The organism is Rahnella victoriana, assembly GCF_021276285.1.
Taxonomy (GTDB): domain Bacteria; phylum Pseudomonadota; class Gammaproteobacteria; order Enterobacterales; family Enterobacteriaceae; genus Rahnella; species Rahnella victoriana.
Map to the genome: position 1 here is coordinate 2678738 of NZ_CP089919.1, position 26744 is coordinate 2705481.

General features: G+C 53.6%; 28 protein-coding genes and 1 tRNA gene. 16 read left to right on the forward strand and 13 right to left on the reverse strand.

Annotated elements, in window-relative coordinates; translation table 11 throughout:
* Window positions 1-66: 66 nt before the first annotated feature.
* The gene (pepD, locus tag J9880_RS12465; RefSeq protein ID WP_095923128.1) at window positions 67-1527 is read right to left on the reverse strand and encodes a beta-Ala-His dipeptidase; all 1461 of its coding nucleotides are present in this window, start codon (window positions 1525-1527) and stop codon (window positions 67-69) included.
* Window positions 1528-1820: 293 nt separating this feature from the next.
* Here pepD and gpt point away from each other — a divergent pair, with 293 nt between their 5' ends.
* The 6 genes from gpt (at window position 1821) to J9880_RS12495 (ending at window position 6897) form a co-directional block, all read left to right on the forward strand.
* Window positions 1821-2279 (forward strand): xanthine phosphoribosyltransferase, encoded by a 459-nt coding sequence (gene gpt, locus J9880_RS12470; protein WP_095923127.1) that lies wholly within the window; start codon window positions 1821-1823, stop codon window positions 2277-2279.
* 177 nt (window positions 2280-2456) lie between these two features.
* Window positions 2457-3707, forward strand: a complete 1251-nt coding sequence (gene frsA / locus J9880_RS12475; RefSeq protein ID WP_095923126.1) for an esterase FrsA — start codon at window positions 2457-2459, stop codon at window positions 3705-3707.
* Between the two features lie 63 nt (window positions 3708-3770).
* A complete protein-coding gene (gene crl / locus J9880_RS12480; RefSeq protein ID WP_112290914.1) occupies window positions 3771-4172 on the forward strand; it encodes a sigma factor-binding protein Crl in 402 nt (133 codons plus the stop codon).
* Between the two features lie 123 nt (window positions 4173-4295).
* Window positions 4296-5399: a glutamate 5-kinase gene (proB, locus tag J9880_RS12485; RefSeq protein ID WP_095923124.1), complete on the forward strand. Its 1104-nt coding sequence runs from the start codon at window positions 4296-4298 to the stop codon at window positions 5397-5399.
* A 10-nt stretch (window positions 5400-5409) separates the two neighbouring features.
* Complete coding sequence (gene proA, locus J9880_RS12490; RefSeq protein WP_232769403.1) at window positions 5410-6663, forward strand: glutamate-5-semialdehyde dehydrogenase; 1254 nt, start codon at window positions 5410-5412, stop codon at window positions 6661-6663.
* A 158-nt stretch (window positions 6664-6821) separates the two neighbouring features.
* Window positions 6822-6897, forward strand: a tRNA-Thr gene (locus J9880_RS12495).
* Window positions 6898-6933: 36 nt separating this feature from the next.
* Here the strand turns inward: J9880_RS12495 and J9880_RS12500 are convergent.
* The gene (locus tag J9880_RS12500) at window positions 6934-7188 is read right to left on the reverse strand and encodes a helix-turn-helix domain-containing protein (RefSeq protein ID WP_232769404.1); all 255 of its coding nucleotides are present in this window, start codon (window positions 7186-7188) and stop codon (window positions 6934-6936) included.
* A 112-nt stretch (window positions 7189-7300) separates the two neighbouring features.
* On the opposite strand from J9880_RS12500, the gene J9880_RS12505 reads away from it, so the two are divergent.
* The 3 genes from J9880_RS12505 to J9880_RS12515 all read left to right on the forward strand — a co-directional run bounded on the left by J9880_RS12505 (window position 7301) and on the right by J9880_RS12515 (window position 9810).
* A complete protein-coding gene (locus J9880_RS12505) occupies window positions 7301-7558 on the forward strand; it encodes a helix-turn-helix domain-containing protein (RefSeq protein ID WP_131692857.1) in 258 nt (85 codons plus the stop codon).
* Between the two features lie 26 nt (window positions 7559-7584).
* Entirely contained in the window at window positions 7585-7848 is a 264-nt protein-coding gene (locus tag J9880_RS12510; protein ID WP_195817492.1) for a colicin immunity domain-containing protein, read from the forward strand.
* 387 nt (window positions 7849-8235) lie between these two features.
* Window positions 8236-9810, forward strand: coding sequence for an LA2681 family HEPN domain-containing protein (locus J9880_RS12515; protein WP_232769405.1), 1575 nt, complete (start codon window positions 8236-8238; stop codon window positions 9808-9810).
* Between the two features lie 369 nt (window positions 9811-10179).
* On the opposite strand, the gene J9880_RS12520 is transcribed toward J9880_RS12515, so the two are convergent.
* Together J9880_RS12520 and J9880_RS12525 are read right to left on the reverse strand one after the other, a co-directional pair.
* The gene (locus tag J9880_RS12520) at window positions 10180-10827 is read right to left on the reverse strand and encodes an HNH endonuclease (RefSeq protein WP_232769406.1); all 648 of its coding nucleotides are present in this window, start codon (window positions 10825-10827) and stop codon (window positions 10180-10182) included.
* A 15-nt stretch (window positions 10828-10842) separates the two neighbouring features.
* Window positions 10843-11064, reverse strand: a complete 222-nt coding sequence (locus J9880_RS12525) for a hypothetical protein (RefSeq protein ID WP_195817549.1) — start codon at window positions 11062-11064, stop codon at window positions 10843-10845.
* A 216-nt stretch (window positions 11065-11280) separates the two neighbouring features.
* On the opposite strand from J9880_RS12525, the gene J9880_RS12530 reads away from it, so the two are divergent.
* Window positions 11281-11394 carry an ash family protein gene (locus tag J9880_RS12530; protein ID WP_112197217.1) on the forward strand — a complete coding sequence of 38 codons (114 nt, stop codon included), beginning with the start codon at window positions 11281-11283 and terminating at the stop codon, window positions 11392-11394.
* A 19-nt stretch (window positions 11395-11413) separates the two neighbouring features.
* Complete coding sequence (locus tag J9880_RS12535) at window positions 11414-11671, forward strand: helix-turn-helix domain-containing protein (RefSeq protein WP_232769407.1); 258 nt, start codon at window positions 11414-11416, stop codon at window positions 11669-11671.
* A 123-nt stretch (window positions 11672-11794) separates the two neighbouring features.
* On the opposite strand, the gene J9880_RS12540 is transcribed toward J9880_RS12535, so the two are convergent.
* The 6 genes from J9880_RS12540 to J9880_RS12565 all read right to left on the reverse strand — a co-directional run bounded on the left by J9880_RS12540 (window position 11795) and on the right by J9880_RS12565 (window position 17308).
* Window positions 11795-12142, reverse strand: coding sequence for a helix-turn-helix domain-containing transcriptional regulator (locus J9880_RS12540; RefSeq protein ID WP_119822721.1), 348 nt, complete (start codon window positions 12140-12142; stop codon window positions 11795-11797).
* Window positions 12139-12471, reverse strand: coding sequence for a type II toxin-antitoxin system RelE/ParE family toxin (locus J9880_RS12545; protein WP_119822720.1), 333 nt, complete (start codon window positions 12469-12471; stop codon window positions 12139-12141). The genes J9880_RS12540 and J9880_RS12545 overlap by 4 nt, the downstream gene beginning before the upstream one ends.
* 82 nt (window positions 12472-12553) lie before the next feature.
* Window positions 12554-14752, reverse strand: coding sequence for an aldehyde oxidoreductase molybdenum-binding subunit PaoC (paoC, locus tag J9880_RS12550; RefSeq protein WP_232769408.1), 2199 nt, complete (start codon window positions 14750-14752; stop codon window positions 12554-12556).
* Between the two features lie 3 nt (window positions 14753-14755).
* On the reverse strand, window positions 14756-15706 hold the full coding sequence (locus J9880_RS12555; RefSeq protein ID WP_095923117.1) for an FAD binding domain-containing protein: 951 nt from the start codon (window positions 15704-15706) through the stop codon (window positions 14756-14758).
* Window positions 15703-16242 carry an aldehyde dehydrogenase iron-sulfur subunit PaoA gene (gene paoA, locus J9880_RS12560; protein WP_095923116.1) on the reverse strand — a complete coding sequence of 180 codons (540 nt, stop codon included), beginning with the start codon at window positions 16240-16242 and terminating at the stop codon, window positions 15703-15705. Before paoA ends, J9880_RS12555 begins: the two co-directional genes overlap by 4 nt.
* 175 nt (window positions 16243-16417) lie before the next feature.
* Window positions 16418-17308, reverse strand: a complete 891-nt coding sequence (locus J9880_RS12565; RefSeq protein ID WP_119822717.1) for a LysR substrate-binding domain-containing protein — start codon at window positions 17306-17308, stop codon at window positions 16418-16420.
* Window positions 17309-17463: 155 nt separating this feature from the next.
* Between J9880_RS12565 and J9880_RS12570 the strand changes: the two genes are divergently transcribed.
* The 5 genes from J9880_RS12570 (at window position 17464) to bhsA (ending at window position 22489) form a co-directional block, all read left to right on the forward strand.
* Window positions 17464-18951, forward strand: coding sequence for a UbiD family decarboxylase (locus J9880_RS12570; RefSeq protein ID WP_095923114.1), 1488 nt, complete (start codon window positions 17464-17466; stop codon window positions 18949-18951).
* Window positions 18952-18960: 9 nt separating this feature from the next.
* A complete protein-coding gene (locus J9880_RS12575; protein WP_232769409.1) occupies window positions 18961-19581 on the forward strand; it encodes a UbiX family flavin prenyltransferase in 621 nt (206 codons plus the stop codon).
* Entirely contained in the window at window positions 19578-20297 is a 720-nt protein-coding gene (locus tag J9880_RS12580) for a DUF554 domain-containing protein (RefSeq protein WP_095923112.1), read from the forward strand. The genes J9880_RS12575 and J9880_RS12580 overlap by 4 nt, the downstream gene beginning before the upstream one ends.
* A gap of 63 nt (window positions 20298-20360) precedes the next feature.
* The gene (locus J9880_RS12585; RefSeq protein WP_095923111.1) at window positions 20361-21905 is read left to right on the forward strand and encodes a NosD domain-containing protein; all 1545 of its coding nucleotides are present in this window, start codon (window positions 20361-20363) and stop codon (window positions 21903-21905) included.
* Window positions 21906-22231: 326 nt separating this feature from the next.
* The gene (bhsA, locus tag J9880_RS12590) at window positions 22232-22489 is read left to right on the forward strand and encodes a multiple stress resistance protein BhsA (RefSeq protein ID WP_119822713.1); all 258 of its coding nucleotides are present in this window, start codon (window positions 22232-22234) and stop codon (window positions 22487-22489) included.
* 154 nt (window positions 22490-22643) lie between these two features.
* Here bhsA and J9880_RS12595 read toward each other — a convergent pair whose 3' ends face one another.
* From J9880_RS12595 to J9880_RS12605, 3 genes are read right to left on the reverse strand one after another with little or no spacing between them, the layout of a single operon-like run.
* A complete protein-coding gene (locus J9880_RS12595) occupies window positions 22644-23657 on the reverse strand; it encodes a fimbrial protein (protein WP_095923107.1) in 1014 nt (337 codons plus the stop codon).
* Window positions 23657-24178: a fimbrial protein gene (locus J9880_RS12600; RefSeq protein ID WP_095923106.1), complete on the reverse strand. Its 522-nt coding sequence runs from the start codon at window positions 24176-24178 to the stop codon at window positions 23657-23659. Before J9880_RS12600 ends, J9880_RS12595 begins: the two co-directional genes overlap by 1 nt.
* The gene (locus J9880_RS12605; protein WP_232769410.1) at window positions 24169-26703 is read right to left on the reverse strand and encodes a fimbria/pilus outer membrane usher protein; all 2535 of its coding nucleotides are present in this window, start codon (window positions 26701-26703) and stop codon (window positions 24169-24171) included. The genes J9880_RS12600 and J9880_RS12605 overlap by 10 nt, the downstream gene beginning before the upstream one ends.
* Window positions 26704-26744: the final 41 nt, after the last annotated feature.

Sequence of the window (26744 nt, forward strand, 5' to 3'; positions counted from 1 at the left end):
TCAATCAACTGATTTTGCTTTAATACCCCACGCCAACCCTCCCCTTCGCAGGGGAGGGTGCAAAAATTAACCGCGTTCAGGAATCGCTTTCAGCAGCGCCGTCAGCAGTTTCCAGTACAGCTCGACGCTGGCGATTTCAACCTGCTCATCCGGCGAGTGCGGGCCGGTGATGGTTGGCCCGATGGAGACCATGTCCATGTCCGGGTACGGTTTTTTGAACAGACCGCATTCCAGACCGGCGTGGATCACCATGATGTTCGGGGTTTTATTGAACAGCGTCTGGTAAGTTTCACGCACCAGCGTCATTACCGGTGAGCTTGGCTCAGGTTTCCAGCCTGGGTAGCTGCCTTTTGCCAGACTTTTCGCGCCTGCCAGTTCGCTCAGTGAATTGAGCATACTGACCACATATTCTTTGCCGCTGTCGATCAGAGAGCGGATCAGGCTGTTGATCGCCACTTCGTCATCTTTCATGGTGACCACACCGACGTTCAGCGAGGTTTCTACCACGCCTTTCACGTCATCACTCATGCGGATCACGCCGTTTGGCGTCGCGTTCAGCAGGGCAAGGAATTTACCCTGAGTTTCAGCGGTCAGCGCTTTCGCGTTGCTTTCAGCCGCTTCCACCACCAGAGCAATTTTCTTCTCTACCGCTGACAGTTCGAACTGAATGGTCGCCAGGAATTCCTGAGCTGCCGCTTTCAGTGCGTCTGCTTTATCCGCTGCAACCGCTAACGTCACGATCGCTTCACGCGGGATCGCGTTACGCAGTGTACCGCCGGTGAAGTCCAGCACGCGCAGGCCGAGTGCGTCAGCGTTGTCTGCCAGGAAACGCGCCAGCAGTTTGCTGGCGTTGCCCAGACCCAAATGGATTTCAGCGCCGGAGTGGCCGCCTTTCAGACCTTTCAGGGTCAGTTTCAGCGTGGTGAAACCAGCCGGTACCGCTTCACGGCTCAGGGGCAGTGTGGCAGTAAAATCAATCCCGCCGGCGCAACCCATGTAGATTTCGCCTTCGGTTTCGGAATCGGTGTTGATCAGGATTTCAGACTGTAACCAGTTTGGTTGCAGGCCAAATGCGCCCGCCATGCCGGTTTCTTCGGTCATGGTCAGCAGCACTTCCAGCGGGCCGTGTTCTACGCTGTCATCAGCCAGCACCGCCAGCGCGGACGCCATACCGATACCGTTGTCAGAACCCAGCGTGGTGCCGCGGGCTTTTACCCAACCGTCTTCGATGAACGGCTGGATCGGATCTTTAGTGAAATCGTGAACGGTATCGTTGTTCTTCTGCGGCACCATGTCGAGGTGCGCCTGCAGGGCAACGGCTTTGCGGTTTTCCATGCCTTTGGTGGCCGGTTTGCGCAGCAAAATGTTGCCAACTTCATCACGCTCAGCGTGGATACCTTTTTCCTGTGCCCATTCAACGATGTGTTTTGCCAGTTCTTCTTCATGGTAAGAAGGGTGCGGAATAGAACAGATTTTGGCAAAAATATCCCACAACGGTTGTGGCGAAAGCTGAGACAGTTCAGACACTATAAGTCTCCTGTAACAGTCAGCTCATTCAGGCTCCATTTGCAGGGGAACTGATTGAGATGCTGTAGATTTAAGGTTAAGTAATCCCCGCCAGACTGTGTGGCGAGTGGCCTGACAGAATATCACTTAATCTTAACCTGTGCGCGGGCGCGGGGAGAAATTCCGGGATTTTTGGGTCGCTGAGGCCAGATAACCACTGGTTTTTGTGAGCCGGACTCACTATAATCTCGCGCAACCTTTTTTCCCCCCATTATTTTTTTAGAAGCCGATAATTCACTGGCTGGGACACCTTTATGAGCGAAAAATACGTTGTAACCTGGGACATGCTGCAAATCCACGCCCGTACCATGGCTAAACGCCTGCTGCCGGCAGAACAATGGAAAGGCATTATTGCCGTCAGCCGTGGCGGTCTGGTCCCTGCAGCGTTGCTGGCTCGCGAGCTGTGCATCCGCCATGTCGATACCGTGTGTATCTCCAGCTACGACCATGATAATCAGCGCGAAATGCAGGTGCTGAAACGCGCAGAAGGCGACGGTGAAGGCTTCATCGTGATCGACGATCTGGTTGATACCGGCGGCACCGCGAAAGCGATCCGCGAAATGTATCCGAAAGCGCATTTCATCACTATCTTCGCCAAACCGGCAGGCGCACCGCTGGTCGATGACTACGTGGTAGACATCCCGCAGAACACCTGGATCGAGCAGCCGTGGGATATGGGGGTCATCTTTGTGCCTCCATTAGTGGGTAAGTAATTTCCCCTTAGTGTTTATAAACGCCTGGCTTATTGCCGGGCGTTTTGCTTTTGTTGACTTGAAATCCTTTCCGCTTGACCTCACACCTCACATGTCGCAACGTGGGCGGGTTATAATCCCGTCCAGAAATGATCGCCTGCGGGCGACCTGCTGCTTGCTAACGGAGGATCTTGCATTATGGCTCCAGCCAATCTTACGGAAAAACTGTTTAAACCTTCCTTTAAATATCCTGAAACGTCGACGCTGGTTCATCGCGTTCATCACCATAATACGCACCCGCCGATGCACTCTGCGCTGGAAGGCGACACGGTCAATTGCTGGTACCGCACGATCAACCGTCTGATGTGGATGTGGCGCGGGGTTGATCCGCTGGAAGTGGAAGAAGTGCTGTCGCGTATTGCGGTCTCGAAAGCTGAACACAGCGATCCGTTATTGCTCGACACCGTGATTGGCTACCGCAACGGCAACTGGATCTACGAATGGTCAAATCAGGCGATGCACTGGCAGCAAAAAGCCGCTGAAGAAACCGATGCTGAGATTGCCAGCGAATACTGGCTGAAAGCCGCCAACCTCTACAGCATCGCCGGTTATCCGCATCTGAAAGGCGATACGCTGGCGGAACAGGCCGAGGCGCTGGCGAACAAAGCGTTTGAAAAATCCTCTGAGCATTCGTCGTATGAACTGAAAGAGCTGGAATTTAAAATCCCCGGCGGCGCGCCGATCACCGGTTTCCTGCATCTGCCGAATGAAGGCAAGGCACCGTTCCCGACAGTGATGGTCTGCGGCGGTCTGGACACATTACAAAGTGACCATCAGCGGCTGTTCCGCTCTTATCTCGCCCCGATGGGCATTGCGATGCTGACCATCGACATGCCGTCCATCGGGTTCTCGGCGAAGTGGAAACTGACACAAGACACCAGTTTTCTGCACCAGCAGGTGCTGATGCAATTGCCGGATGTGCCGTGGGTTGATGCCAGCCGTGTCAGTTTGCTCGGTTACCGTTTCGGCGCCAACGTGGCCGTACGTCTGGCTTATCTCGAACCGCGCCGCGTACGGGCCGTCGCCACGCTGGGCGCGCTGGTGCATACGCTGCTGAGCGATCCAAAATGTCAGGAACAGGTACCGGATATGTATATGGACGTGCTGGCGAGCCGCCTCGGCATGTCGAGCGCCTCCGATTCCGCGCTGAAAACCGAACTTAATCGGTATTCTCTGAAAACGCAGGGGCTGCTCGGGCGCAGAACCCCGACGCCAATGCTGGCCGCGTACTGGGAGAATGACATCTTCAGCCCGAAGAGCGAGGCTAAGCTGATTGCGGATTCGTCGTCTGACGGCAAGATTTTAACCATCCACAGTGAGCCGCTTTACGAGCATTTTGACACGGCGTTACATGAGATTTGCGGATGGTTGCAGAAGAGAATGCAGTAACTTAACGGTTGCTAATTCTTAACGTTTTGCTAAAAAGGATCGTCTTTATATGGAGGTAGTACTATGACGTTACCAAGTGGTCATCCTAAAAGCAGGCTAATGAAACGTTTCGGTACGCTCGGGCCGTACATCAGAGAAGGAAAATGCGAGAACGACCGCTTTTTCTTCGACTGCTTAGCGGTGTGTGTCAACGTGAAGCCAGCGCCGGAGAAGCGTGAGTTCTGGGGCTGGTGGATTGAGTTGCAGGCTGAAGCTGAACGTTTTACCTATGTGTATCATTTCGGATTATTCGACAAAGACGGCATCTGGAAAGCGCAAAACATTAAAGATGCTGAAGTGCGTGAGAAGCTTGAGACGACATTGAAAGGGTTCCACAAGAATCTCAACAAGATGATTGAAGAGATGTCCCTCAAACTGGAACCTGCTGATGATTTCAGCGAAGAACCGGTGAAGCTCTCCGCCTGACCTTCTGTACTACCCATTCCCATACTGAATGCTGCTATTATAGCGTTATGCCGGTTGGCATAACGCTTCTCCCCTGTTAAAAAAGACACAGAAGCACTTCTTATTCACACTAATGGAACGATTATGAGTGGTAGCCAGACACTGGTTGTAAAACTGGGCACCAGCGTGCTCACTGGCGGTTCACGCCGCCTCAACCGTGCTCACATTGTTGAGCTTGTCCGCCAGTGCGCGCAGCAACATGCGGCAGGGCATCGGATTGTGATTGTGACGTCGGGCGCGATTGCTGCCGGGCGTGAACATCTTGGCTACCCCGAACTCCCCGCCACCATTGCTTCCAAACAACTGCTGGCTGCCGTCGGGCAAAGCCGTCTGATCCAGCTGTGGGAGCAATTGTTCTCGATTTATGGCATCCACATTGGTCAGATGCTGCTGACGCGCGCCGACATGGAAGACCGCGAGCGGTTCCTGAACGCCCGCGACACGATGCATGCGCTGCTCGATAACCATATCGTGCCGGTGATTAATGAAAACGATGCCGTCGCCACCGCAGAGATCAAAGTCGGCGATAACGACAACCTTTCCGCGCTGGCGGCGATCCTGGCCGGTGCCGATAAACTGCTGCTGCTGACCGATCAGCGCGGTCTGTTTACCGCCGATCCGCGCACCAATCCGCAGGCCGAGTTAATCCGTGAAGTCATGACCATTGATGACGAACTGCGCGGCGTGGCGGGTGACAGCGTTTCCGGTCTGGGCACCGGTGGCATGGCGACCAAATTGCAGGCGGCGGATGTCGCGTGCCGCGCGGGCGTCGATACCATTATTGCCGCAGGCAGCCTGCCGGGCGTGATTGGCGATGTGATTAACGGCGTGTCCGTCGGCACACGTTTCCACGCGATGGAAACGCCGCTGGAGAACCGTAAACGCTGGATCTTCGGCGCACCGCCTGCCGGTGAAATCACTATCGACGACGGCGCGGTGTCCGCCATGATGGAGCGCGGCAGTTCACTGCTGCCAAAAGGTATCCGCGACGTGAAAGGCGATTTCTCGCGTGGCGAAGTGATCCGCATCCGCAACCTGACCGGACGCGACCTCGCGCACGGTGTCAGCCGCTATAACAGCGATGCGATGCGCATGATTGCCGGCCATCACTCTCAGCAGATCAGCGAAATTCTCGGTTACGAATACGGCCCGGTTGCCGTGCATCGTGACGACATGATTGTCAGTTAAGGAGCCACAGATGCTTAACGAGATGGGCAAGGCCGCGAAAGCCGCGTCCTGGCAGCTCTCCACCCTCAGCACCGCGCAGAAAAACCGTGCGCTGAAGCTGATGGCCGACATGCTCGAGGCCAACAGCCAGAGCATTATTCTTGCCAACGAACTCGACATGGCCGCCGCCCGCGAAAGCGGCATGAGCGACGCCTTGTTAGACCGCCTGCTGCTGACGCCCGCGCGTTTATCGGCAATTGCCAGCGACGTGCGTGATGTCTGCCGCCTGAGCGATCCGGTCGGGCAGGTGATTGATGGTTCACAGCAGGACAGCGGTTTGCGTCTCGAACGCCGCCGTGTGCCGCTCGGCGTGATCGGCGTGATTTACGAAGCGCGTCCCAACGTCACCATCGACGTCGCCAGCCTGTGCCTGAAAACCGGTAATGCGGTTATCCTGCGCGGCGGCAAAGAAACACACCACACCAATCAGGCGACGGTCAATGTCATCCAGATGGCGCTGGAAGAGTGCGGGCTGCCGAAAGCGGCGGTTCAGGCAATCGACAGCCCCGATCGCGCACTGGTCGCGGAACTGCTGCGTCTGGATAAATACGTCGACATGCTGATCCCACGCGGTGGCGCGGCGCTGCACAAACTGTGCCGCGAACAATCCACCATTCCGGTGATCACCGGCGGTATCGGCGTGTGCCATACGTTTGTGGATGAAAGCGTCGATTTCGACAAAGCGCTGACCGTGCTGGAAAGTGCGAAAGTGCAGCGTCCGAGCGCCTGTAACAGCCTCGAAACCGTTCTGGTGCATCAGGCGATCGCCGCCCGTTTTCTGCCGGAACTGAGCGACAAAATGCACCGCGCAGGTGTCACGCTGCACGCCAGCGAATCGGCGATGCCGTATCTGCAAAATGGCCCGGCGAAAGTGCTGGCGGTCACCGAAGAAGATTATTCGGATGAATGGCTGTCACTGGATCTGAACGTCACGGTTGTCGACGATCTGGACGCCGCCGTGGCGCATATCCGCACCTACGGCACCGAGCATTCCGATGCGATCCTCACCCGTTCCATCAGCAGCGCAGACCGGTTCGTACGTGAAGTGGATTCCTCGGCGGTGTACGTCAACGCCAGCACCCGTTTCACCGACGGCGGACAGTTCGGTTTAGGCGCAGAAGTGGCGGTCAGTACTCAAAAACTGCACGCCCGCGGCCCGATGGGATTAGAAGCCCTGACGACCTACAAATGGATTGGTTACGGCGACGATTTAGTCCGTCCGTAACGCGTGGCACCGGTGGATTTTTCGTCATGAAGCCGGTGCTAAATCCCTATTTCATGCAGGGTGATGAGAAAAGCAGCAAACGCACAGCAGGGGGCTTGACGGCAGCGTCAGATTTCACTAATTTAGCACCCCGTAGTTCCCCGGTAACACTCCAAAATGCCGACTTAGCTCAGTAGGTAGAGCAACTGACTTGTAATCAGTAGGTCACCAGTTCGATTCCGGTAGTCGGCACCATTTCTGCTTTAACTCTCGTATTATCAAACAATTAATTTATTTTCCTCTCAGATTTCTGTTTATTTTAGCTCCTGTCTTTCCATCAAAGTAACGACTCGGCCAGATCTCTTTTGCCTCAATCCCAATCGTCTTCGCGATGATCATTTCGCCTTTTGGCCACGGCCTTGCCAGTGCATTTGAAAGCGTTGATGAACTCAACCCTGCCTCTCTGGAAACTGCTGCCATTGTTGTCCCTTTCTTTCTGATTGCCGCGATGATGTCAGCGGTGTGCCAATCTTTTGAAACGGCCATGTAAGACCTCCGGATAATGGTGATTACTAAGTTATCCTTAGTATGCTCGGCGCTTAAAAATAACACAATAGAAAACTAAGAATAACTTAGTAAAAAGGTTGGCTCCGACATCATGTTGATCAAGAGACTCAAGGAGGCGCGTCTGCGTGCAGGGCTTTCTCAATACAAGTTGGGCGTGCTTGCTGGTCTGGATGAGGCTTCATCAAGTGCGCGCATGAATCAGTATGAGAAAGGCAAGCATCAGCCAGATCAGGATACTGTCAGCCGAATAGCTAAAGTGCTGGATGTGCCTGTGGCTTATCTTTATGCCGAAGAAGACGAGCTTGCTGCGCTGATTATTGAATTTCATGAAAGTAAAAAACAATCGTAGTGTGTTCATTTGCAGGATGCCCAAATATGAGCCAGAAACTTTTAGCTTTCGCCAGGTCGTTTACTGATGACCAGATATCCGCTGTAGATTTCGCTGACCCCTATCAGATGTTATGGAAAGCTGAGGGTGAAAACGGCGATTCGCTGAAAGATAACTTTCAGGACAGTGAAAAATGTTCGACCATCTTCTGTCTTGCGGATCAATTTAATCCTGATGATGATCGTGACAAGGATGAGTTTGATGCTGATGAACTTAAAGCGCGGGTTCGGGCTGTTTTGGATGAGGAATAAACCTCGGGCGGCGGTCTGGCGTATCGGTTTGTAGAAAATGAAAGCTGAAAAAATTATGCATTGCAAAAACCGCAGGCGGGTGCGGTGTAGTGCAATTTTAGTCTGTTCTCGTTTTATTTCGCTGCGCTGTCGCAGCACATGCCAACCCCAGGCTGGCTTGATCATTATGAAGCTAACTCAGCAATAGCTGAAGCATCAAACCTTGCTATGGGTGCTTAGAGGAGCTTCTGACGGGTTTAAAAGCGTGGTGATGAAATAGAACCGGCACCGTACTGATATGTACGTTTTGATTTTTTTGATGCATTATGCTTATTAATTACTAAGAAGGTTGTTAAAAACACTCTTATAACCATATATTTAAATGGGAAAAGTCAAGGGGTGAATAACATGGATCTTAAAGCGCTCAATGAACAAGTTAGGAATATAAGTACACTAATTAACAATGAGGATTATCAACATGCTTATGGCATGTCATTATATTCATTGGATTTGTTAAAAGGGAAGGATATACCACATGATCTAGCAACAATTTTGACATCAAATATTGCTGGGTTTCTTGTCGATATAGGCAACTATCAACCTAATGTTAGTGCCGCGCAGTTGGGGTTTAATCTTTTAGTTGAAAATAAAGATGAAATATTAAAATATTGCAAAGAGTCGGATTATTATTATAATTTGGCCAATGCGAAAAGTAATTTAGTTCCAGTGAGAAAAGACGGTGATAAAACGTTTGAGGACATTGAAGGTTTTTTAGTAGTTAAGAATTACTTTTGGAAGTCATATCATGCTTCCCTCAATGAGGGGGGCTTACAGCCTGAGCTTTTAGTAAATTTAGCCAACTCGCTTAACAGCCAGTTTAGAATTTCAGAGTCTTTGAATTACTACGATAAAGCAAACTTCATCGACAATGACTTACCTCCTTTATGGATTAACCGATCTCATAGCCTTGAAATACTTAATGATATTTCATCTTTAATGAGCATTAAAATGCTAGTTGAGATTAGAAAAGGTTATGAAAAAACGGTTGAATCTGAAAAATCGCCGGCATCATGGAAAGAGAGATTTTCCAAACACGTTCAATATTTTGATAAAAGAATCATTGAGGCTAATGAAGGGAAGGAGTTTAATGAGTCAACTGATGTTGAGTTAAATGAATCAGAACTACTTTCTTTAAATGACTACCAGAAGTTTTGCATTGAGAGGAATCTAATCCTTTCCGAGCATGCGCTATATTGCAAATGCATAGGTGCATCTAGAGATAACTTGACAATATTGACTCCTGAGGGGGTTTTTGGGGATTTTGTTATTCCCATGGAGATGGCTCTAAATCGTATGAAAGCTGAGTACGCTTTGGCTAGAAAAATGTATTATGATTTCTTAGTAGACGATGGTTTTATTGAAGACGAAGATGAGTCATGTTACTCAGAGCTATTTAATAATGAGGTTTTGAATTCAAGAGTTGAGAAACTTAGGACATCTTTCAGAATGTGTTTCGGTATTTTGGATAAAATTGCTGTAGCCATATGTGAAATGTACAAAATTCCATCCTCAAGCAAAAGTATTTATTTTCATAGTTTTTGGAATCTGAATAAAGAAGGGAGGAGGGAATTCTTTGAAGGAATAAAAAGTCCAGGCTTGTTAGCGCTGTATAGTATAGCCGCAGACCTAAATAAGCATAAGGATGGGGAGTTATCCTTTTTTAGAGAGTGGCGAAATGATTTGGAACATAAGTTTTTAGTCATATATCGTGGGGATAAAACTGATATATATAACTCATATTCATTTTTCAAAGACATAATATTTATCGAAGAAGGTGATTTTATAAACCATTTTGAGCTGCTAATTAATATAACTAGATCCGCTATATTCTCTTTTGTCTATACGATTAGATTTGAAGGAAAGAAACCGTTTGGTGACGATATAGTTACAATGCCCAATGAGATTCAACGTAAGTTGATATAAATTTTTAAACGAAAAAAGACCAAAGGTGTCATCTGAAATGATAGAGGACACTTTGGGGGAATTAATGGGGGAATTTATAATAATATTTGTATAATTTACATAAAATACAGTTGATTGGCGTGCATTTCTATTCCGGTAGTCGGCACCATTTCTATCATTTACTTTCTTAGTTTTAACCCATTCGATATATTTCTATTTCGCTTCAGCACCTTTATTGCTTCAAAAGTTACGTAAGATTCCTTTTTTGCTGAGTGATTTTCATAGCATAGCCACATCTCAAAAAGTCAGAACAACCTGCGGGCAGAGCTGCGCATTAGCAACGTTAAGGTCATATTTTTCGCCTTGTATCATTGACACCATTAAGACAGATTACCCATCCTTAGAAATAATCCCTTTAAGCTCTTCAGGAGTAAATGGGGGGATCCGTTTATGCAACATCGCATGGCAATTTGGACACACCGGGACGAGATCTTTTATCGGGTCAACTCGATAATTCTCTTTGATTGTTGAGAGGGGTATCAAATGATGGATATGAATAAATCCTTCGCCGATTTCGCCATATATCTTGCAGAAATCAATATTGCATACTTGGCAATTTGTACCGTGGTGGGCTATCGCGGACTTCCTTGCGTCAATATCCCTTTCATAAAGGTTAACAGTGATTTTTTTTGTCGAACCTTCCCAACACTGATCGGTGCTATGTAATTCCTCAGGATGATCATTATTCGTAGAAAAGTATGCTTTTCCCTTTTTAATTCTGATTTCGAAGCCTTGATTTGTAAGTAGTTTCACGCATTTAGATTTTATTCCTCCTGTGAAATCCTCTGGAGTAAACTCAACTCCAGTCATTTTTGTCGCTGCAATACCCACGATGGCCTTGGGAGGGTAGCTAAGCCCATCATGCATAACGTCATAAATACGAGAAGCATCGAACTTGTGCGAGATGCCGCTATTATAAGCGTGAATAGCCTCAATGATTTGCTGGCGCGAAATAAAATCGGGTAAAAGCTTCGGCATTTTTTCTCCTTAATATTATAGGGAATCGATCATTCCCAATTTCAGCAAAGATTTTTCTATTTCTTTAATCCATTCCTCAGGACAGGGTTTCACCCGTTTTTCAGGATCTTGTCGATTATGAGCTTGTCGTGTGGTTAAGCCATGCATCGCTTTGACATGCGCAATCCAGCAAGGAGTGTGAATAGTTTTACCTGTTCTTAACTTCACATCCGCAATTATTTGTTTATAAGTAGCCATCTTTTCCTCCATAAAAACTTCCTGGAACCCACCTCGCAACTTCAACGACTTACTTGGTCAGCCCTTCTGATTTCCGATATAATCTACACCGCTGCGGCACAATCCGCAGCCGAGTTTCGCAGCTCGTGTAATCTGAAGGCGGCACCTCATGTTGAGAGTGCCGTCGCTTTGACGCAACTATTGAAAATGTGGCTGTAATCCACATGCAGTATCTCAATGGTGGCTCAGGCGGGGCAGCCTTCGGGCTGGCCGGTAGCCTTCAGAACCGGTACTGCGAACCTCGTCTGGGCTACCACCAAAGGGTTTCGCAGCTCCCGTGGTAGTGATTAACTATCTGAAGGAGCAATCCATGAATACTCTCAACGACTGGCATCCCGCCGATATCATTGCGGCACTACGCAAGAAAGGCACCACGCTGGCAGCGGTATCACGCGCTGCGGGGCTGAGTTCTTCCACGCTCTCCAATGCACTTTCCAGACCCTGGCCGAAAGGAGAGATCCTGATTTCTCAGGCAATCGGTGTACCACCACATACCGTCTGGCCGAGCCGTTATTATGACCAGCAGGGAAATCTGGTTCAAAGAACCGCGCGAATTACTGACAAATAGTGTTTGCGACATGAATTAGACGGGCAAGACTGATAAATAGTTATTAGTGCAAAAGATGCAATAAGGGAGCCAGTAGGTAGGCTCCCTTATAAAACAGTCGGTAAGATTTTTCGAGTTACTCAATCAGGCATGTTGCCCAGCCGAAAGCCGAACCCCAGCAGCACGTGTGAGTTCCGTTAGCGTACCGATAGTTGGGTTACCATTCTCTGATAACGCTCTGTAGATGTGCTGGCGCGTTATACCGGATTTTTTAGAGATTTCACCGACTCCACCGCGAGCTTCGATGACCCGCCGTAATGCCGTGAGGAAGGCCGGAACGCCACCCTCTTCGTAGATTTCCTCTAACGCCGTTTGCAGATAAATTTCAGCATATTCCGGATTGGCGCGGAGCGTCTCAATCATCTCTGCATCACGGCTTACTGATGCAGGGACTGCATCGCTCGCAGTTTCAGTTATGATTTTCGCGTTCATAGTTTGGGCCTCTTCTGGTAGTCAGCTAAATACTTCACCGCTTTGTTTATATCAACGTCCTGAGTGGGTTTCGTCCCACCTGCGAGGAGCAGAATAATTTTCCCGTTTATTACGGAATAATAAATTCGGTATCCCGCTGCGTAATCAATCCTGATTTCCCATACGCCATCGCGTTCAAACTTATGGTCACCGAAGTTGCCAGATTCGGCGCGGTCTAAAGCAATATCAATCTTGGCAGCCGCACGCATATCTTTTTTCCGCAGCTTATCAAGCCATGCTTTGAACGGTTTTTTCTCGTTCCCATCCTGATAATACTCAGTGGTGTACATCCCTGTTCCTCTCCCTTGGACTTGTAATATTGTCTCTTATAAAAGACAGTAACGCAAGCGCACGGATTTTCCCTTATCCCATTCACTCAATCTCCGGCAACCCTCCAATCAGCTTATCCAGCGTCACCGGATAATCCCTGACCCTGACGCCCGTCGCGTTATAAATGGCATTGGCGATGGCGGCGCTGACGCCGCACAGGCCCAGTTCGCCGACGCCTTTGGCTTTCATTGGCGAGGAAACCGGATCGGTGTCGTCGAGGAAAATCACTTCCTGTTCGGGGATGTCGGCGTGTACCGGCACTTCATAGGCGGCCAGATCGTGGTTGACGAAATACCCCAGCTCTTTATCGACGTTCAGCTCTTCCGTCAGCGCCGCGCCGACGCCCATGGTCATCGCGCCAATCACCTGGCTGCGGGCGGTTTTCGGATTGAGGATCCGGCCTGCGGCGCAGACCGCCAGCATGCGGCGGACGCGGGTTTCGCCGGTGGCGATATCCACGCCGACTTCCACGAAATGCGCGGCAAAGGTTGATTGCTGAAACGTCTTGTCCAGCCCGCCGAATTCGATGCTGTCTTCCACGGTGAGGGTTCCGCTGGCCGCCGCTTCCGCGAGCGGTGCGGTGCGGTCGCCCTGACAAATCAGTTCATCGGTAAACACCGCGCTATCGGCATCAAACCCGAGTTTTTCCGCGATGGCTTCGCGCAGTTTTACGCAGGCGGCGTACACCCCGGCGGTAGACGTATTGGCTCCCCACTGGCCGCCCGAACCGGCGGATACCGGGAAGTCAGAATCCCCCAGCCGTACCACGACCTTTTCCAGCGGAACGCCCATCATCTCTGCGGCGGTCTGGGCGATGATGGTGTAACTGCCGGTGCCGATATCGGTCATGTCGGTCTCCACCGTCACGTTGCCCTGTGCGTCGAGATGCACCCGCGCGCCGGATTTCTCCAGCAGGTTATTACGAAAGCCTGCCGCGACGCCAGTGCCGACCAGCCAGCGTCCGTCACGAACCTGTGCAGGCGTGGCGTTGCGCCGGTGCCAGCCAAATTTCTCCGCGCCGGTGCGCAGACATTCAATTAACTGGCGACGTGAAAAGAAACGTTCGGTATGGAGCGGATCGACCTGCGTGTCGTTGAGAATACGAAACTCCACCGGATCGACACCTGCTTTTTCCGCGACTTCGTCGATGGCGATTTCCAGTGCCATCAGGCCGGGGGCTTCGCCGGGCGCGCGCATGGCGTTGCCTTCGGGCAGATCCAGCTGTGCCAGCCGCAATCCGGTCAGGCGGTTTTTGCCCGCATACAGCAGCTCACTTTGCTGCACCGCCGTCTCCGGTGTGCCGCCGGGAAGATTGCCGGACCAGCTCTCATGGGCGATGGCAGTGATCTGACCTTTCTCATCCGTCGCGATGCGGATGTGCTGAAGCGTGGCCGGACGGTGCGTGGTGTTGTTCGGGATCATCGGGCGCGGCAATGTGACTTTCACCGGCCTGTTGACGGCGCGGGCACCGAGCGCCGCCAGCACGGCATCGCTGCGCAGAAACAGTTTGCCGCCGAAACCGCCGCCGATGTAGGGCGAAATCACGCGCACTTTCTCTTCGGGAATATTCAGCGTTTTGGCCAGTTCACTGCGGCACCAGGCGATCATCTGGTTCGAGGTGCGCAGGATCAGCTTGTCGCCTTCCCACACCGCCAGCGAGGCATGAGGTTCCATCGCCATATGGCTCTGATCCGGCGTGGTGTAGATAGCGTCATGTTGCACCGGTGAAGCGGCAAAGGCGCTGGCGAAATCACCGGCGGTTTTGTCCGGCGTATCTTCCGGCGGAGTAGTGACGGCAGGCTTCTGCTCCGCAAGGCTGTATGCACCGGGTTCGCGCAGGTATTCGACGTGGATCAGTGACGCAGCGGCGCGTGCCTGTTCAAACGTCTCCGCGACCACCACGGCAATCGCCTGATGGTAGTGCTCAATCTGCGGGCCGCCGAGCAGCGTGGCGGCGTTCATGTCGCCCTTGCCCAGCTTACCGGCGTTGGCCGCCGTGACGATCGCCAGCACGCCGGGTGCGTGTTCTGCGTCATGCAGATCCATCGCGGTGATCCGGCCTTTGGCAATGGCGGAACCGACCACATAACCACAGGCGGCGCCGGGCACTTCATCATGCCATTCATAGGCGTAGGGCGCGGTACCGGTGGTTTTTAGCGGTCCGTCGATGCGGTCATGCGCACGACCGACCACTTTCATCTGGTCGATCGGATTGTCTGTTGCAGGCGTGTCGAATTTCATCGGTTATGCCCTCGCTTCAGTGAGTACGGAGGCGAGCGTTCGCTTCGCCAGTATCAGCTTGAACGCGTTCTCTGGCGTCGGTTGCGCAGCGGCAAACAGCCGCGCATACACTTCTCCCGCGCCGTGCGCCACCTGTGCATCGGCGTCGGCCAGCCGCCAGGGTTTATGCGCCACGCCGCCGAAAGCGACACGGCCGGTGCCGTCGGGCTGAACGATGGCGGCAACGGACACCAGCGCGAACGCGTACGACGCGCGGTCACGGACTTTGCGGTAAATGTGCGTGCCTTGCAGCGGCGGCGGCAGGGTGACGGCGGTGATCAGCTCGCCCGCAGCCAGCACGGTCTCAAGATGCGGCGTATCGCCGGGCGCACGGTAGAAATCAGCCAGCGGAATGCGGCGTACTGCGCCGTCAGGGTTGATGGTTTCCACCACGGCATCGAGCAGTTGCATGGCGACGGCCATGTCGCTCGGATGCGTGGCGATGCAGGCTGCACTTGCGCCGATAACGGCGTGCTGTCGGCTGAAACCTTTAAGGGCGGCGCAACCGCTGCCGGGATTGCGTTTATTGCAGGGCTGATTAGTGTCGTAAAAATAGGGGCAACGGGTGCGCTGAAGCAGGTTACCGGCGGTGGTGGCCTGATTGCGTAACTGGCCGGAAGCCCCTGCCAGCAGCGCCCGCGACAGCACGGCATAGTCACGGCGGATGCGTAAATCTGCGGCCAGATCGGTATTGCGCACCAGCGCGCCAATCCGCAGGCCGCCGTTGCCGTCAGGCTCAATGGTATCCAGCGCCAGTCCGTTGACGTCGATCAGATGAGAAGGTTGTTCGATCTCTAGTTTCATCAGATCCAGCAGGTTGGTGCCGCCCGCGATAAATTTGGCACCGGGGTGTTGTAAGGCGCTTCCGGCGGCATCGGCGGGCGTTTGCACCCGTTCATAGGTAAAAGCCTTCATGGTTTTTGACCTCCGGCGACGTCTTCAATCGCGGCAAGAATATTGGAATACGCCCCGCAGCGGCAGATATTACCGCTCATGCGTTCGCGGATTTCTTCGGCGGATTGCGGCGGAGGGGAAACCAGATCCAGCGTGACGTGGCTCGGGATGCCCGCCTCGATCTCCTGCAATACGGCAACGGAGGAGCAGATCTGCCCCGGCGTGCAGTAACCGCACTGGTAGCCGTCGTGTCTGATAAACGCCGCCTGCATCGGATGCAGGTTATCCGGCGTGCCGAGACCTTCAATGGTGGTGACCTCGGCATCCTGATGCATGACGGCCAGCGTCAGGCAGGAATTGATGCGGCGCCCATCGACGATCACCGTACAGGCACCGCACTGGCCGTGGTCGCAGCCTTTTTTGGTGCCGGTCAGTTGCAGGTTCTCGCGCAACGCATCCAGCAGGGTAGTGCGCGTATCCACGACCAGCTGGCGGATCTGGCCGTTGATTTTCAGTTTCAGGTGGGATGTGTGGATTGCTTCGTCATGGTTGCTCATGCCAGACCTCCGGTATTTCGACAAAATGAATCAGAAAAACGGGAAAACTTCGCGGGTGCCTTAACGGCATTTTTTTATCACGAAGCTTTAAGCATAGTCGGCGATGGCGTTGGGAGTAATCCTGAAATACGGCGTCTTCAGTCTGTTCCCATTTTCAGTCTTCCGTTTTTGCCTGTCACGGATGGGTCAGTTCCCGCGCGTAACGGATGAAATCCGTCAGGGCTTTATTTTTCAGATGCCGCTGCCAGCTGAGCGTCAGCGTGGTGGTCGCGCCGGGATCGGTCAGGAAGCAGTAGTTCACATCCGGGATCATCACCGACCGCTGGGTCTCCGGCACCAGCGTCACGCCCATGCCCATCGACACCAGCCCGATGGCCACCGACACATCCCGCGTAAACTGAATTTTCTGTGGCACGAATCCGGCCTGCTGACAGGCATTTATTGCTGACCAGCCGAGGCCAACGCCCGGCGGATCTTTCTGGATAAGGAACGGCGAATCTGACAGCGAGGAGAGCGATATTTTTTGCCCGGAGCCGAGCGGGTGGCTGCGTGGCAGCACGGCGATCAGCGGGCGGGTGGCGACATCAAGGTATTCCAGCTCAGGAAACTGCGGCACCGGCGAGCGCACCAGGGCGATATCCAGCTGATAATTGAGCAAAAGTGTTAGCTGCTCGTGAACGTTATGTTCCTCAATGACGATATCAATATCGGGTTTGTGCTTGCGATAACCATTGATTAACAGCGCCAGAGCCGGATCCAGAATCGACGATCCGACATACCCGAGTTTCAGTTGCCCTTTATGCCCGAGCCGCAAACTGCGCGCATTCTCGAGAAATTTCTCGTAGTGAGTGATGGCGATGCGGGCTTCTTCGACCAGTTGCTCTCCCTCGAAGGTCAGCGCCACATGGCGCTTGTCGCGGGTGAACAGCGGGATCCCCAGTGACTGTTCTAACGCCTTGATGTGCTGACTTAATGCGGGCTGGGCGATGTTCAGCTGCATGGCGGCTTTACCAAAATGCAGCACTTCCGCCAGCACCACAAACGAGTGTAATTGTCGGTAATCCATACGTCCTCCGGTGCGTTTTCCTCATAATAATCCCTTATCAAAGAGCGGTGTATTGTTATTGGACTCTTATCACCGATCCTTTGCAAACTGACCGGGCAGCGGCGATGAAGAGCCTGCCGGTGCATCCTCGATGACATGACTTTAAGGGGCACAAGATGTCTGAAGAACAAATAAAAGTGACGGATCTGCGGTCCGCGCTGGCGGTGTTAAGCCAGTATGACGATGAACTGATCTACACCGATGAGCCCGTGGATCCGATTGCGGAGTTATCCGGTGTATACCGCTACGTCGGTGCGCACGGCACCGTGAAACGTCCGACCCAAATCGGTCCGGCGATGATCTTTAATAAGGTCAAAGGGTATAACGACATGCGGGTGCTGATTGGCCTGCTCTCTTCCCGTAAACGTGTGGCGCGTCTGTTTGGCACCACGCCGGAAAATCTGGCGTTTATGCTGAAAGATTCCGTGTCGAATCCCATCCCGCCGATTGTTATTCCGCGTGAAAAAGCGGTCTGTCAGGAAGTGGTGCATCTGGCCACCGACCCGGATTTCGACATTCTGAAAATTCTGCCAGCCCCGACCAATACGCCGGAAGATGCGGGTCCGTATTTCACCCTCGGCATGTGCTACGCCGCCGACCCTGAAACCGGCGAGCATGACGTCACCATTCACCGTCTGTGCGTGCAGAGCAAAGACGAAATCTCCATGTATTTTGTGCCCGGCCGCCATCTGGATGTGTTCCGTCAGAAAGCCGAAGCCGCAGGCAAACCGCTGCCGATCACTATCAGCATCGGCGTCGATCCGGCGATTGAAATCGGTGCGTGTTTTGAGCCGCCAACCACACCGCTGGGCTTTGACGAACTGTCTATCGCGGGCAGCCTGCGTAATCAGGCCGTCGAACTGGTGGATGCTCTGACCGTCAGTGCGCGCGGTATTGCCAACGCCGAAGTGGTGATCGAAGGTGAACTGGTGCCGAACTACCGCGTCCGCGAAGATCAGAACACCAATACCGGCAAAGCGATGCCAGAGTTTCCGGGTTATACCGGTGCGGCACAGGCCGAAGTGCCGGTGATTAAAGTGAAAGCCATTACGCACCGCCGCCATCCGATCCTGCAAACCTGTATCGGACCTAGCGACGAACACACCAACATGGCCGGTATTCCCACCGAAGCCAGCATTTTGCAGATGGTGGAACGCGCGCTGCCGGGTTTTGTGCAGAACGTTCACTGCCCGTCACCGGGTACCGGTAAATACCTCGCGGTGTTGCAGGTGAAAAAACGCTTTGCGGCCGATGAAGGTCGTCAGCGTCAGGCCGCACTGCTGGCGTTTGCTGCTTTCTCTGAGCTGAAACACGTGATGCTGGTGGATGAAGACGTCGATGTGTTCGATCTCAACGACGTGATCTGGGCGATGACCACCCGCTATCAGGGCGACGTCAGCACGGTGTTTATTCCCGGCGTGCGCTGCCATCCGCTCGATCCGTCTTCCGATCCGGCTTTCAGCCCGTCGGTACGCGACCACGGTATTGCCTGCAAAACCATTTTCGACTGCACAGTACCTTACAACCTGAAAGCGAATTTCCAGCGCAGCGAGTTCCTCGACGTGGATGTAAACCGCTTTATTCCGGGCTTCAGCAAAAAATAAGGAGACAGCATGTCAGGGTCTGCATTTAAGGCATCCCAAAAACCCCGCGTGATTGTCGGGATCAGCGGCGCGTCCGGATTTTCCTATGGCGTTCAGGCATTGCGTTACCTGCGTCAGCTCGATGTGGAAACGCATCTGGTGATTTCACCGGCCGGGCACCTCAACCGGGAACATGAAACCACGCTGACCGAAGCGGACGTGGCCGATCTGGCGGATGTGGTGTATCCCTTCCGCGCCGTCGGTGCGGCCATCGCCAGCGGATCGTTCCGTACGCTCGGCATGCTGGTGGCGCCGTGTTCAATGCATACCCTGGCGTCTGTGGCCAATGGCCTGACGGATAACCTGCTGACCCGGGCGGCAGACGTCGTTTTAAAAGAACGACGGCGGCTGGTGATGATGGTGCGTGAAACGCCGCTGCACGCGGGGCATTTACGCAACATGCAACAGGTCACGGAATGCGGCGGCATTGTTTTTCCGCCGGTTCCTGCCCTGTACGCCAGACCTACCAGTGTGGAAGACATCATCGCGCACAGCGTGGCGCGGGCGCTGGGACTGCTGGATCTGGACTGTGCCGATCTGCCCCGCTGGGGCGAAAACATGACGTTAATGACCAGGAGTAATAACCCGTGATTATCGGACCTTATATCAACGGCTCTGCCGTTTTGCTCGGCGGGATTGTCGGCGCGTTGCTCAGCAACCGCCTGCCGGAACGTCTGCGTAACTCCATGCCGCTTATTTTCGGGGCGGCCTCCATGTGTATGGGGATCGTGCTGGTGGTGAAAGTCAGCCACATGCCGGTGATGGTGTTGTCGGTGATCCTCGGCGCGTTGCTGGGCGAACTCTGTTATCTGGAGAAAGGCATCGGCAAGCTGGGCAGCAAAGCCCGCAGTCTGGTGGAGATTTTTGTCAAATCCGATCCGGGCGATCAGGAATCTCAGGAGAAGTTCCTGCAAAGCTACGTGGCAATCATTGTGCTGTTCTGTGCCAGCGGCACCGGGATTTTCGGTTCCATGCATGAAGGCATGACCGGCGATACCAGCGTGCTGATCGCCAAATCGTTCCTCGATCTGTTCACTGCCGCTATTTTTGCCACCACGCTCGGTTTTGCGGTGGCCGTCGTCGCGGTACCGCAACTGATCATCCAGTTGCTGCTGGCGTACGGCGCGGTGTTTATTCTGCCGCTGACCACGCCGGAAATGCAGGCGGATTTCTCTGCCGTCGGCGGTGTATTAATGTTCGCCACCGGTTTTCGTATCTGCGGCATCAAAATCTTTCCGGTCGCCAACATGTTGCCCGCGCTGGTGCTGGCCATGCCGATTTCGAGTTTATGGGTACATTTTTTCTGAATTAACGACCCCCGCCTCCGCGGGAAACACCGTGTTTTTATCTAAGAAGAAACAGGTTCTGTCATGATAAAAAATAAAATTTCTATGGCGCTGGCGTTATTCCTGCCTTTCGCGTCATTTGCAGCAGAGAATACTTACACCGCACCAGAAATCTTAAAAGTCACCTCATCCGCCGATGACGGCAGCGCAGGCACCTTGCGCTGGGCGCTGGAGAAAAACAACCAGAACGCCGGGCATTACCGCATTGAACTTCAGTCACCGGATCATCACCCGTTAGTGATTAAACCGCTTAAACCGTTACCGGCGATCCTCGGGCCGGTGGATATCATCAACCTCGACTGGCAGAAAAGCGGCCAGTTCGCCGCCATCGATGGTACCGGTTATATCAAAGGCAGCGAACCGCAATCCTGTCCGGGCGCGGTCAGCGGTCAGTACGGCGCGAACGTGCGCACGACGACCATGCCGGGACTGGTGTTACGCGATACCCATGACGTCACGCTGCAGGGGCTGGAAGTGCGTAACTTCTGTATCGGCATCCTGATCAATCGCGCGAAAGATAACGTCATTGAAGATAACCGTATTGTGGGCAATCACGGTGGCGCGGGGATCATGATGACGGGCGATGACGGCAAGGGGAATTCCACCGCCACCACCACCGAGCGTAATAAAATTATCCGTAATACTTTCGTGAACAATGGCGACGCGATGGAAGCCACGCGTGGCGCATCATTCAACCTGATTGCGGATAACTTTGTGACTACCGACGAGGTGAACAACAAAGAACCTTCGCAGGGGCTGGAAATGCTGTGGGGCAATGATAACGAGGTGCTGCATAACCACTTCGAAAATTACTCTGACGGCGTACAGCTTAACTGGGGCAACCGCAATTATATCGCCGGGAACACCTTCACCCATCTGTCTTCCGCCGTCACGCTCAGCGGCACCGGCAATATCGTCGACAGCAATATCATGACCGGTAACCGTGTTGCGGTGTCCGTCCGTCCGCAGGGCGAACCGGGCAAAGACGGCGCGTTTGGTATCAACCGTATCACCGGACCGGCAGTTAACCGCATTACGGCGAACATCATGATCGACAACGGCAAACCGGTGAACCGTTGCTTTGCGGGCGGCAGTTGCCTGCCAGGTTTTGCGGGGGCGATTGTGTTTAACGTGCCGGGGCTGGAACACGCGGCCTTTATCGGCAACCGCGGCGGCGGTATCAGTAACGACACCAGCACGCTGGAAAAAATTTGTGCGATTGATGGTCAGTCTGCGGACTGTGAAAAAACGCCGAATAAAGATCAGCACGCACCTGCGATTACGCATGTCAGCCGCAGCCAGAACAGCCTGACCGTAGACGGCAAAGTGAACGGCGAGGCGAATACGCTGTACCGCATCGAGTTCTTTTCCAACAGCAAATCCACGCAGGATGAAGCGGAAAACTATCTCGGCTATCAGTTGGTGCCGATCGACGCCAAAGGGCAGGGGATCATCCACGATCAGCTGACCGTGGCTGCCGGTTTACACATTGCCAACGTCACCTCCACCGCCACCACCAGCGATGGCGCCACTTCGCCACTGAGCAAACCGGCCGCGCTGACACAATAAATCCTCTCCAGCCTTCGTCCTGACAAAGTGCATTCCCTGCAAATAATAAAATGTCGCCCGGTGGCGTTCGCCACCGTCAGTCACTAACTGTTCTGCGGCAGAGCATCCCGTCTCTGCCGTTCCCCTTTCGATCTTCGCACCTTTTTGCCGCCCGTTCTTTGCGATCGCACAATTAGTTAACGGTCATTAAATAAATCTCTTGCACAAACTCTCAGCGACGCTTAGTATTTACTTATCGAACGTTAATTAATAAATAACGTTGACCTGAAACTGAGGTGCCTGAAGAGGGCATCCCGAAAAAAAATTAACGAACAGGAATTAACATCATGAAAAACATCGCTATGACCATCGCCGCTCTGACACTGGCAACTGCATCATTCACTACCCTGGCCGCGACAGAAGTTCAGTCTGCGCCTGCGGGGCAGCAATCCATCGGTGTGGTCGGGGCATCTACCACCGGTTCCATCTCCGGTCTGCAATCAGAACTGAATGCCAAAGCCACTCAGGCGGGCGCAAGTTCTTACCGCATTATCGGCGCATCCGGTAACAACCAGCTTTACGGTACTGCAGAGATTTATAAATAAGCGACGCAGTCACCAGCAGTATGCAGAAGAGGCGGCGTTTGCCGCCTTTTTCGTGTCTGCGGCTTACGGTATTTATGGAAGTGGTTATTGCGGCTCTCCTGCAGGCTGAAAATCAGGCTTTCCCCGTAACAGGAAAGCCTTTTTTAATCCCACTTTACTGATATGAAAACGTAATTCCCGCCAGCGAATTGGCCGTGCCGGGCACTAACTCTCCCATGCGGATATAGCGTGCCTGAAACGGCAGGTTCAGGGTCTGTGCCTGATCCGTCGTTTGTATGAAGAACTGGTTCAGCGCACCGGATGCCGGACTGTCCTGTCCGAGCGTCAGCGGGGTGCCGTTATACAAAAACTGCACACCGACGCCCTCTGCCGTTGAATCATTGGTCAGCGAGGCGGCGATCGACATATTCGCGGGATGGGTCTGGTCGCTGATGGTGGCGTTAACCGACACCTGCTGGTCGCAGGTCAGCGCAACGTTAAACGCGCCGGAAGGGGAGGTGCTGCCCACCGCCGGTAAGGTTCGTGCATCGACAGTGCCGAGATCCACATTGGCGGTTTTGGTCAGCACGGTACAGCCGGTGGCGCTCACTGTGATGGTGGTCGGGTTGATAATCACCTGAGCCGTGGTCGTCTCATTATTCTTCACGGTGAGCAGTGCCGCGCTGATGGTCGGCGTGGTGTAGACCCCCGTCGCCAGCGTCTCGCCGGTTTTCACAAACGTGACCTTGGCTGCCCAGCCTAAACCCGTGGCGTAGCCGTTGGTGCCGTCCGCCGGATAGGTCTGCGTTTGTCCGCTTTGCAACGGCATATACACGGTACCGTTGGTGTCTTTCAGGCCGATAATAAAACCCACACCCTGCACACCGGTCTCGAAAATGGTGTAATTTTCGCCATCGACCGTCACGGTCATTCCCGTTGATACTGCGCCGCTGCCCGGCTCCATGGTGCCTGACTCACATTTCTGTATCAGTCCGCACCACACCACTTCATTGACGCTGGCGGTGGCGCTCCAGGTCGAGCCGATAATTTTACCGGGCACGATGGAATCCGCCGGGCCGGAGAAACTCATCGGTTGCGGAGACAGGGTGATATCAGATGTCCAGCTTGCCGCCAGTACGCTGCTCATCGCGCACATCCATAAAAAAGTCATCAGAAAGAGTTTTTTCATTATTGGTACTCCACCAGCCAGGTGGCGATAGCCGAAACGTCACCGGGGATGACCGTCTCGCCTGTCGCCGTCAGGCGGGCATAAAATTTCATTTCAACGGTGTCGGCACCCGCAATGCCATACGCCTGCGTCTGGGTGTCGAGCGGGATTTCCTTACTGTTACTGTCGAGCAACTGCACCGCCACACCGGTCGCGCCGCCGTCATCCACTTTTAAAAGCTGCGTATTGGTGGCATCCGGCGTGCCAGTGAAACGCACTTTTGCGCCGGTAAAGGTCGGACCGCAGTCTTCCAGATTCAGCGAAAACGGCGTTTTAATGTTGCTGACGTCCCCGGCCGCCAGAAACTGACGTGTGCCGATGGTGCCGAGCGGCACGTTCACCTCGTCCGAATCCGCCGACACCACGCAGGTGTTGCCGATGATGGTGCCGGTGACTGACACCAGCACGTCGTAGGCACTGACGCTGGCGGAGAGTAAAAGCGTCAGCACGATGCAGACTGAAAATGGCCGGTTTACTGACATGTCACCTCCTGCGAATAAAGCCCGGTTTGCGGGTTGTAATGTTGCTTATCCAGCCGGTAGACCGCCTGACAGCTTTTCCCGCTGCCGGTGCCCCAGACCGCTTTCAGCGTGCCTTTTTGTGGCAGGCCGGAAAGATACAGGCTGCCGTTATCGCCGACGATACTGCTGCTGTCGGTCTGGCTGTCCAGCAGGGAAACCACCGTGCCGAACGGCAGCACGCTCGTGTTATGGCGCATCACCAGCATCGCTTTCATGCCGATACGGGTCGGAATGACCGCCCGCACCATCGCGCCGTCGGTCGGGGTTTTATTGATCACGGCGTTATCCAGTTCGACGTCGTGGCCTGCGGTCGTCACATCCAGCTCCACGCGGTTAACGCGGTAAGGCGTGGCATAAGGGATCACTGCATAACCCCGGCTGTCGGTTTTAATGCCCCTGTGATTACTGACCGCGACATCCGCCGCGCCCTGTGCTTTCACCAGAATATTGGTGTTACCCAGCGGCTGACTTAGCGTCAGGCCATCCTCATGCAATACCGCGCCGCCGCTCATGCCATAACTGAGATTGCGTGACTGTGCGGAATAGCTGTAACCGAGGTTGTAATCGCCGCGTTGTCCCTGATATTGCAGGGAGGTATCGCCGCCGTACTGCTGTTGCTCGCTGTAGCGCTGACTGACGCTGTAAAACACATTATCTTTGCCCGGCACGTAACCGCTCAGCCCGACGCTGTGGGTCGCGCCGGTGGAATCCGCCTGTGTCCCGCTGTAGCGAACGCGGGTCGAGTACGCCGGATTGCCCAGAGGAACGGACAGGGACAGCGACACAATGTTGTCTTTTTTGTTGTCATACAGGCTGGTGCTGCGCTGGAAATTCAGCCCGACCGAGACGTTGCGGTAGGTGTTGTTCCAGGCAAACTGCAGGCCCTGCGTCGATTTCGGCGTGTTCCAGTAGGTCTGCTGATCCCATGACAGCGTCAGCGATCCCATCCCGCCCATCGGCTGAGATAGCAGCAGCTGATTTTTAGATTTGCGCGACATTCTCAGGTCGTACAGGTTCTCGTAACGGGTGGTGACCGTGCCGTCGGCCTCTGTCACCTGCTGCGTGCTGCCACCGTTCATGCGTTTATAGGCCGTGTCGCCGAGGGTATAAAACCCTTCCGTCGAGAAACGCCATGAATAGAAGTTCAGGCGGGTGCCGACATCGCTGATCAGCTTGCTGTAACGTAGCCGGACGGAATCACCGTCATAACTATTGCCGTCGGCCAGGGTGCTGCGGGCGTGGATCACATCCAGCGAATACGCGCCGAAGCGGCCCATGTTTTGTCCGACGCCCAGTGAAAGCGCGGTATAATCCTGCGCCGCCTGCACACCGCCGTAGAGCGTCAGGCCGTATTTCCAGCCCAGAAACATCTCGCCCTGCAAAAATTCCGGCGAGTTCTGTTGGGATGTGCCGCGGAATGTCCCGGCACCGAGTGAATACTTAAACTGCCCTGCGCGCACCAGATTCGGCACGCTGGCAAACGGCACCGCATACTGCGTTTTACTGCCGTCACTCCCGGTCACCGTGACCGACAGATCGCCGCCGGATGCGGTCGGATAAAGGTCTTTCAGCACAAACTCACCGGCAGACACCGACGTCTGATAAATAATATTGCCGTTCTGGCGCACGGTCACCGTCGCGTTGCTGCGGGCAATACCGCGCACTTCCGGCGCATAGCCGCTCAGGCTGGCGGGCAGCATATTGTCATCGGTCGCGAGGGCGACACCGCGCAATCCGACTGAGTCGAAAATCTGCGCCGACGTGTAGGTTTCGCCGACATACACCTGTGAACGCAGGGCAGGCAGGTCGCGTTGCAGATAGGTCTGCACGTGCGACAGTTGGTTGTTATCTTTGGTCCAGGTGGTGAAATCCCGCAGACGCCATGCGCCCACGTTCACGCCGCTGTTCAGGCTGGCGAACAACTGATCCTGTCGCGTACGGCTCTCACCTTCATAGGTATTATTCGAGCCGTTAATCACATAATTGAACCACGCCGAAGTGATGCCCGATTCCCAGCTCTCCGGGCTGACATATCCGCGCGGCAAATTCAGCATAAAATGCTGCGGCACACTGATATTCACGGTCAGCGTTTTCTGGTCGAAATCCAGCGTCGTGCCCGGAAAATGGCTATTTAAAAAATAACACTGCTGTGTCAGCGGTAATACCTTGCCTTTTGCCTGCTGAATATCAATCCCCATCGCCGTGATTTGTTCAGGCGTAATACAGGGCGCAGGGGCAGATCCTGAATCCTCTTTATTTACGCTGAACTGAATATTGCCGGTAAAAGCATAATTGTTGTTCACGTAAACATTAATATTGTATTCACCTGCAGGTAATTCTCCTCCTGCATTGACCCAGGAAAGATCTGCAATATTAGATCCTTCACCTTTCAAAAATGCCGGATTAAATTGCAAATCGCCCGCTGCGTGCGCAGCACTCCCCATCAGGTTTAAAGAAACCAGGGCACAAACGATTTTTACCTTCACAATATGACGCCTTAATATTCTGACACGGCTTAACTTCAGCA

What these genes read in the sequence shown, in the direction of transcription:
- gpt (WP_095923127.1), top strand. Translation starts at nt 1,821, where the DNA reads ATGAGCGAAAAATACGTTGTAACCTGGGACATGCTGCAAATCCACGCC.
- frsA (WP_095923126.1), top strand. Translation starts at nt 2,457, where the DNA reads ATGGCTCCAGCCAATCTTACGGAAAAACTGTTTAAACCTTCCTTTAAA.
- crl (WP_112290914.1), top strand. Translation starts at nt 3,771, where the DNA reads ATGACGTTACCAAGTGGTCATCCTAAAAGCAGGCTAATGAAACGTTTC.
- proB (WP_095923124.1), top strand. Translation starts at nt 4,296, where the DNA reads ATGAGTGGTAGCCAGACACTGGTTGTAAAACTGGGCACCAGCGTGCTC.
- proA (WP_232769403.1), top strand. Translation starts at nt 5,410, where the DNA reads ATGCTTAACGAGATGGGCAAGGCCGCGAAAGCCGCGTCCTGGCAGCTC.
- J9880_RS12500 (WP_232769404.1), bottom strand. Translation starts at nt 7,188, where the DNA reads ATGGCCGTTTCAAAAGATTGGCACACCGCTGACATCATCGCGGCAATC.
- J9880_RS12505 (WP_131692857.1), top strand. Translation starts at nt 7,301, where the DNA reads ATGTTGATCAAGAGACTCAAGGAGGCGCGTCTGCGTGCAGGGCTTTCT.
- J9880_RS12510 (WP_195817492.1), top strand. Translation starts at nt 7,585, where the DNA reads ATGAGCCAGAAACTTTTAGCTTTCGCCAGGTCGTTTACTGATGACCAG.
- J9880_RS12515 (WP_232769405.1), top strand. Translation starts at nt 8,236, where the DNA reads ATGGATCTTAAAGCGCTCAATGAACAAGTTAGGAATATAAGTACACTA.
- J9880_RS12520 (WP_232769406.1), bottom strand. Translation starts at nt 10,827, where the DNA reads ATGCCGAAGCTTTTACCCGATTTTATTTCGCGCCAGCAAATCATTGAG.
- J9880_RS12525 (WP_195817549.1), bottom strand. Translation starts at nt 11,064, where the DNA reads ATGGCTACTTATAAACAAATAATTGCGGATGTGAAGTTAAGAACAGGT.
- J9880_RS12530 (WP_112197217.1), top strand. Translation starts at nt 11,281, where the DNA reads ATGGTGGCTCAGGCGGGGCAGCCTTCGGGCTGGCCGGTAGCCTTCAGA.
- J9880_RS12535 (WP_232769407.1), top strand. Translation starts at nt 11,414, where the DNA reads ATGAATACTCTCAACGACTGGCATCCCGCCGATATCATTGCGGCACTA.
- J9880_RS12540 (WP_119822721.1), bottom strand. Translation starts at nt 12,142, where the DNA reads ATGAACGCGAAAATCATAACTGAAACTGCGAGCGATGCAGTCCCTGCA.
- J9880_RS12545 (WP_119822720.1), bottom strand. Translation starts at nt 12,471, where the DNA reads ATGTACACCACTGAGTATTATCAGGATGGGAACGAGAAAAAACCGTTC.
- paoC (WP_232769408.1), bottom strand. Translation starts at nt 14,752, where the DNA reads ATGAAATTCGACACGCCTGCAACAGACAATCCGATCGACCAGATGAAA.
- J9880_RS12555 (WP_095923117.1), bottom strand. Translation starts at nt 15,706, where the DNA reads ATGAAGGCTTTTACCTATGAACGGGTGCAAACGCCCGCCGATGCCGCC.
- paoA (WP_095923116.1), bottom strand. Translation starts at nt 16,242, where the DNA reads ATGAGCAACCATGACGAAGCAATCCACACATCCCACCTGAAACTGAAA.
- J9880_RS12565 (WP_119822717.1), bottom strand. Translation starts at nt 17,308, where the DNA reads ATGGATTACCGACAATTACACTCGTTTGTGGTGCTGGCGGAAGTGCTG.
- J9880_RS12570 (WP_095923114.1), top strand. Translation starts at nt 17,464, where the DNA reads ATGTCTGAAGAACAAATAAAAGTGACGGATCTGCGGTCCGCGCTGGCG.
- J9880_RS12575 (WP_232769409.1), top strand. Translation starts at nt 18,961, where the DNA reads ATGTCAGGGTCTGCATTTAAGGCATCCCAAAAACCCCGCGTGATTGTC.
- J9880_RS12585 (WP_095923111.1), top strand. Translation starts at nt 20,361, where the DNA reads ATGATAAAAAATAAAATTTCTATGGCGCTGGCGTTATTCCTGCCTTTC.
- bhsA (WP_119822713.1), top strand. Translation starts at nt 22,232, where the DNA reads ATGAAAAACATCGCTATGACCATCGCCGCTCTGACACTGGCAACTGCA.
- J9880_RS12595 (WP_095923107.1), bottom strand. Translation starts at nt 23,657, where the DNA reads ATGAAAAAACTCTTTCTGATGACTTTTTTATGGATGTGCGCGATGAGC.
- J9880_RS12600 (WP_095923106.1), bottom strand. Translation starts at nt 24,178, where the DNA reads ATGTCAGTAAACCGGCCATTTTCAGTCTGCATCGTGCTGACGCTTTTA.